The sequence below is a fragment of the Candidatus Aquicultor sp. genome, from assembly GCF_054640775.1.
Genome location: NZ_JBTSLF010000001.1, coordinates 47664 through 53831, shown reverse-complemented (window position 1 = coordinate 53831; position 6168 = coordinate 47664). Strand labels below are relative to the sequence as shown.

Sequence of the window (6168 nt, the reverse complement as noted above, 5' to 3'; positions counted from 1 at the left end):
GTTCTTCACCGCGATGTTTGAGTACGCGCTACCTGACTGGATGGCCTCATTAAAGGTAACCGTAATGGTTTTACTTACCGAAACACCGGACGTGTTGCTGCCCGGATCGGTGCTTTGGATAACCGGCGGTGCGTTCCCGTTTGTAGTAAAGTCAAACGTAGAGGTGGTCACAAGCGGATTGTTTGTCGTATCCTTAATGGCGCCCGTCGGTCCACCCGGAATGTTTACCCTATATTTTGTCCCGTTTCCCAGATTTTTTGTCGGATTAATAACCAGGATATTTTTATACGCACCATCCACGATACCGTTCACTATGGTGACCGATGCGGGTATTGCCGTGCCGGTTGTATCCTTAAGCGTTATCCCGCTGAAGTTGGAACCGGCCTTGATATCCTCGCTGAAGTACACATTTATGTTTTGATCTACCGGAACACCGGTAGCGCCATTGGACGGGTCGGTGCTGGTTATCACAGGCGGCACATCCGGCTGCGCCATAAATCCAAAGGTATATTTGGCGGCCAGCGGATTGCCTGAGGCGTCTTTTACCGAGCCCGCATCGATAGTGACCGTATAGCTTTTGTTATAGCTAAAGTCATTGACCGGGTCGATGGTAAGTGTCTTGCCGCTGGCGTTATTTACGGTTGTCAAGATGTTATTACTAGAATCTTTAAGCGTAATCCCGGTTAGTAAGGTACCGGGCTCCAGATTTTCGCTAAAGGTAACGGTGATGGTTCTATTCAACCCAATAGAGGTGGCGTTGTTGGTCGGGTCGCTGGCGACCACCAGGGGGGCGTCTTTGTAGATATATTTAAGGTCGGTGCTGGTGCCCGCATCGTAATAGCTAATGTGCGCCGACCCGTTGGCGTCGACGGCAATGGACGAGTACTGGCCTTTATCACCGCCGGAATCCGCGGTCTCCGTAAGCCAGAGAGTATTAGAATCGCGGTACGCGTACTTGAGTACCTTGTTGGTGGCGTCATAGTAACTGATATGCGGATTGTTGTTGGGGTCGACCGCGATGGACGTATAAAGTCCCGTATTGCCGGTTCTGTCCACGGCCGTTATTTGCCAATTTGCACCCGATTTATATGCGTATTTAAGATCGCCATTGGTGGCGTCATGGTAACTGATGTGCGGATTGTTGTTCTTATCGATATCGATCGAGCTATACAAGCCTTCATCGTCGGTATTATCGACCGGCTCTATATGCCAATTGCCGTCACTATCCTTATACGCATACTTAAGGTTGTGGTTCGTCGTATCGTAGTAGCTGATGTGAGGTTTTCCTGTAGAGTCGACGGCGATGGACGAGTACATGCCTACATTATCCGGGCTGTCTACAGCCTTGATATACCAGGCACCTTCACTATCCTTATAAGCATATCTGAGATCACCATTAGTGGCGTCGTAGTAGCTGATGTGAGGTCTCCCCGAAGCGTCAACGGCCAGCGATGAGTATGAGCCGACGTCGTTATCGGCATCTACGGGTGGTCCTGTTTGCCACCCCGTAGCATCTTTATAGGCGTATCTCAGGTCATCGTTGGTATCATCGTAATAGCTTATGCAGGGTTTACCGGTAGGGGACAAGGCTAATGAGGAATATCTGCCGATATTGTCACCGGAGCCCGGCTCTACGGGTTCGCTTTGCCAGAAGCCCAAGGAGTCTTTAAATGCATACCTCAGGCCGGTATTGGTGGCATCATAGTAGCTGATCTGTGGGCTTCCCGAGGAGTCGAGGGCGATCGATGAATGCTGGCCCACGTCTCCTGTTGTACTTTCTACGATCTGCCACTGCCAGTTTACGGCCGCAAACGACGATTGTGCCAATACCATAGAAACCAGCAGGCCCACCAGCACTATCCCAAGCGCGAGGGTGGTATGTTTACGCGGTTTATTTATCCGAAATCCCCTCATACATCCTCCTCTTTAAAGCCCCGGCTCATCCAACCAATAAAAAAAACCCTGCTGGGGGCAGAGTTGATTTGAGCTAGGTGTGCATCCCGTGCTATTGTCCGCAGAAAAGGCGGTCTCATTTGTTGTTTATAATGTGTAATAGTTATGGCTTTATACTATCATCAGTATGCTCAATTGGCAATGACTTACAGTCCAACTATTACCACTGTAAAGGTTTGCCTGGATACCTCTTGCTTACAGGGGATGCACCGGACGGGGAAGTGCATAGTTCCTGGTCTGAGATTGACATACGCTTCAAGGAGTTATACCTTTAAAACAAGACAAAAATTGTCCGAAATTATCGACCCCCGGCATAGCCGGCCGGCCTTTTACGGGAGGATTATGCAGGTTACCAAGAGATCGGAATATGCAATTTTAAGTGCGCTGTACCTCGCAAAAAAAGGCGGGATGTGCGATATAGGCGAGATTGCGGCATCGCACGGGCTCTCGGTCGCATTTGTGGCCAAGGCCTTGCAGGGTCTTTCTAAAGCGGGGATTGTAACCTCGCGGCGCGGTCAGGGAGGCGGCTACACCCTGGCGCGACCGGCGGAGGCGATCAACCTGCTTGAGCTGGTCGAGGCGGTTGAGGGACCGGTCGCGATCAGCGACTGCCTCAAGGAAGGCGCCTCGTGCACCGCCGCCGGCTGTGAACTCAAGCCCGTCTGGGAAACGACGCAGCGCCTCATCCGCACGCAGCTTGCAGGTACAACACTCGCCGGCCTTCTCACAACCAAGAGCGATACGCATAAGAACTATAAAAGCGATATGAGCGATACGCGTGGTACTATAGCGGCGCCGGTTATCTTATGTGACTTCGACGGCACTATCAGCAAGCAGGACGTATCAGATGCCATCTTTACCATATGGCTGGGGGAGAAGTGGACCGAGATCGACCGGGAATGGCACGACGGCCGCATCTCGATGGTCGAGCTTTACCGGAAGTGCTGGGAGCTTGTCGAAGCGGACGAGGCCGATATCAGCGACTTCGTTGATACGGTCGAGATCGACTCCTTTTTCGCCGAGTTTATAGAGCAAACCCGCGCTTCCGACGTGCCGGTTTATCTGGTAAGCGATGGGTTCGATTATTTTATCGAACGGGTGATGGGTCGTCACGGCCTCTCCGATCTCACGTATCATGCAAATCACCTGTCGTTTGTTAACGGCAAGCTGGTTCTCGGGTTTAATAACCAGCACGCGGAGTGTATCCAGTGCGCCAACTGCAAGAAAGCGGTCATGGACGCGCAACGCGAGGGCGCCGGCTACGTGATCTACATCGGCAACGGCCTTTCGGACCGCTGTGCCGCCGAGCACGCCGACCTGGTGTTTGCCAAGGACAGCCTGCTCGAGTACTGCAGGAATAACGGTATTGATTGTATTGCGTACGAGCATTTCGGCGAGATCATCGGACATTTACGGGAGCGCTCGATACTTAAAGGCTTAGACAGAAATTTAGATAGAGACTTAGAGAGATGCCTGGATCAGCAAGGAGATGAATAATGGCAAAGACTTCTGAGCATTACGATAAGCACCTGGCGCCGTATTACTCGTGGCTTTTCGGCGATGTCGATAAGAATATCGCCGTCAACTACGAGTTCTTTGCCTCCCAGGGGATTGCTCCCGGCGGTTCGGGGGTCGCGGTTGATTTAGGTGCGGGGTCCGGCTTTCAGTCGATAGCCCTTGCGCGGCTTGGGTTTAGGGTTACGGCCATCGATCTCAGTCGGAAGCTGTTGGACGAGCTTAAAGACAACATGAAGCAGTACGGTAACGAGGATATGGTGATCGAAGCCGTACGCGGCGATATGCTGAATTTCGAGAAGCATAGCCCCGGCGGCGTAGAACTCTTCGTATGCATGGGCGACACGCTCACGCACCTGGACTCGTTTCGCAAGGTCGGATCGATGTGCAAAAAGGTGTATCATGCGCTGGAGCCCGGCGGCAGATTCCTGCTGAGTTTTCGAGATCTCACGCTTGAACTGGAGGATCTCGACCGGTTTATCCCTGTGAGAAGCGATGAAAATACGGTGTTTACCTGCTTTCTCGAATACGAGCAAAAGCATGTAAAAGTATATGATTTGATCTATACCAGGAATCATACGAAGAACGATACGAGCAATCGTGTAAACGATGAGGGGCTTTGGAGTTTGAGTAAAAGCTTTTACCGGAAGCTTCGCATATCGACTAACTGGCTGGTAGCGGGGCTTACAAGCACGGGGTTTACCGTTGACTTGTGTGAGAATAAGAACGGCATGATAACCATTATGGCAAGCAAACCGTAGCGTCATCGAACGTGGAATTATCGTGGCGATAAGTGCAATGAATATAACGAGTAATAGATAAAGAACTACTATGAACTATAGATCGAGACTAATCGAACAACTAAAAAGCGTGCCCACCGACCCCGGCGTCTATATATACCGGGATGCCGACGGCAGGGTTATCTATGTCGGTAAGGCCAAATCTTTGCGCAACAGGATGCGATCGTACTTCCAGGGCGGCGACCACGCACCGAAGACCAGGGCGCTCGTCGAGCGCATCGTTGATTTCGAGTTTTATGTAACCGGCAGCGAACTCGAGGCGCTGGTGCTCGAGTGCAACCTTATCAAGAAGTACCGCCCGGCGTTCAACGTATCCTACCGGGACGATAAGAGCTATCCATATATCGCCATTACCTGGCAGGATGCCTTTCCAAGGATATTGATAACCAGGGAGCATCACCGGCGCGGCACCAAGTATTACGGGCCGTACACCAGCGTGGCGGCGGTGCGCGAAACATTCGATACGCTGCGCAGGATATTCCCATTCAGAACGTGCAAGCGCGCCAAGCCGGGCAAATCGACCGGCTCGCCGTGCCTCAACCATCATATAAAACGCTGTCTCGGGCCGTGTATCGACGCGGTCTCTAAAGAAGCGTACCGTGCGATGATGGAAAAGATCGAGTTGTTCCTGGAGGGACATCCCGAGCCGGTAATCGACCAGCTTGAGGCCGAGATGAGCCAGGCGGCGGCAGGTCTCGAGTTCGAGCAGGCGGCGCGTATCCGCGATCGCCTGGATGCCGCACGCATCGTCCTGCAAAAGCAGAAGATCGTCTCCGAGACGGGAGAAGACTTCGACATCGTGGGCTTAAGCTTCGACGGCTCGCTTGGATGTATCAACCTCTCGATCGTGCGCGACGGCAAGCTCATCGGCAGCAAGAACTTTATCCTCGACAGGGGAGAGTCGGATGAGGATGTGTTAAGCGCGTTTATCAAGCAAAACTACATCAATTCCACGTCGGTCCCGCCTCAGGTGCTTGTGCCGCTCGAGCTTGAGGATGCCCATATTATCGAGGAATTACTAAGTCAGCAGCGGGGAACTAACGTTTCGCTTAAAATCCCCCAGCGGGGCGATAAGCGCGACCTTATCGATATGGCGTCGGCAAACGCCCAGTATGCGCTCACTATGTCGGTCGTCAAACACTCATGGGAGAAAGAGAATTCGAGCCGCGTTCTGGGGTCTCTGGCCAAGGCGCTCGGTTTATCCGGGCCGCCCGGGCGTATAGAATGCTTCGATATATCGACCATCCAGGGCAGCAACTCTGTGGGCTCGATGGTTGTCTTCAAGCAGGGCCGCCCGGCAAAGGATGATTACAGGAAGTTCAAGATACAGTACGACGTCAGCATCAACGACTACGCGATGATGCACGAGGTGATACATCGCAGGTTTACGCATGCGGATGCCAAGTTCGACCCGTCGTTTTCAGATGAGCCGGATCTCGTTATCGTAGATGGAGGAAAACCTCAGCTCTCAGCCGCTCTTTTAGCGATGCGAGAGGTCGGGTACGAAGATGTGCCGATCGTCGGGCTTGCGAAGCGCGAAGAGGAGATATTCGTGCCGGGCTGTTCCGACCCGGTACGGCTCGACCGCGGCAGCGATGCTTTAAAGCTCATGCAGCGGATACGCGACGAGGCGCACCGCTTTGCCATCACATATCACAGGAGTTTACGGGGTAAGGCAATGATCGAGTCGACTTTAGATAAAATCCCGGGGGTGGGCGGAGCGAGGAAGAAGCTTTTGCTCAAACACTTCGGCTCTCCAGGCGAAATCGCGGATGCGAGCCTTGAGGCGCTAAACAGCGTTCCCGGTTTGCCAAGCGTTATCGCCGAGCGGGTTTATCGCCATTTTCACAGTATTGGGTCGCAAATGGGACCCAATACTAGAGACTAGAAAGTAGATTGA

Annotated in this window: 4 protein-coding genes; 3 read left to right on the top strand and 1 reads right to left on the bottom strand. The window is 52.6% G+C overall.

Annotated features, from left to right (window positions below):
• Nucleotides 1–1914 (bottom strand): Ig-like domain-containing domain (locus tag ACYC56_RS00255; RefSeq protein WP_461372162.1); only part of this gene is annotated, 1914 nt, incomplete at its 3' end.
• Nucleotides 1915–2241: 327 nt separating this feature from the next.
• On the opposite strand from ACYC56_RS00255, the gene ACYC56_RS00250 reads away from it, so the two are divergent.
• From ACYC56_RS00250 to uvrC, 3 genes are all read left to right on the top strand, one after another.
• Nucleotides 2242–3450, top strand: a complete 1209-nt coding sequence (locus tag ACYC56_RS00250; RefSeq protein ID WP_461372161.1) for an MtnX-like HAD-IB family phosphatase — start codon at nt 2242–2244, stop codon at nt 3448–3450.
• Nucleotides 3450–4229, top strand: coding sequence for a class I SAM-dependent methyltransferase (locus ACYC56_RS00245; RefSeq protein WP_461372160.1), 780 nt, complete (start codon nt 3450–3452; stop codon nt 4227–4229). Before ACYC56_RS00250 ends, ACYC56_RS00245 begins: the two co-directional genes overlap by 1 nt.
• A 70-nt stretch (nt 4230–4299) precedes the next feature.
• Nucleotides 4300–6156, top strand: coding sequence for an excinuclease ABC subunit UvrC (gene uvrC, locus ACYC56_RS00240; RefSeq protein ID WP_461372159.1), 1857 nt, complete (start codon nt 4300–4302; stop codon nt 6154–6156).
• Nucleotides 6157–6168: the final 12 nt, after the last annotated feature.

Bases quoted from the DNA above. Each gene is read 5' to 3' on its own strand.
- ACYC56_RS00245 (WP_461372160.1), top strand. From the start codon at position 3,450: ATGGCAAAGACTTCTGAGCATTACGATAAGCACCTGGCGCCGTATTAC.
- uvrC (WP_461372159.1), top strand. From the start codon at position 4,300: ATGAACTATAGATCGAGACTAATCGAACAACTAAAAAGCGTGCCCACC.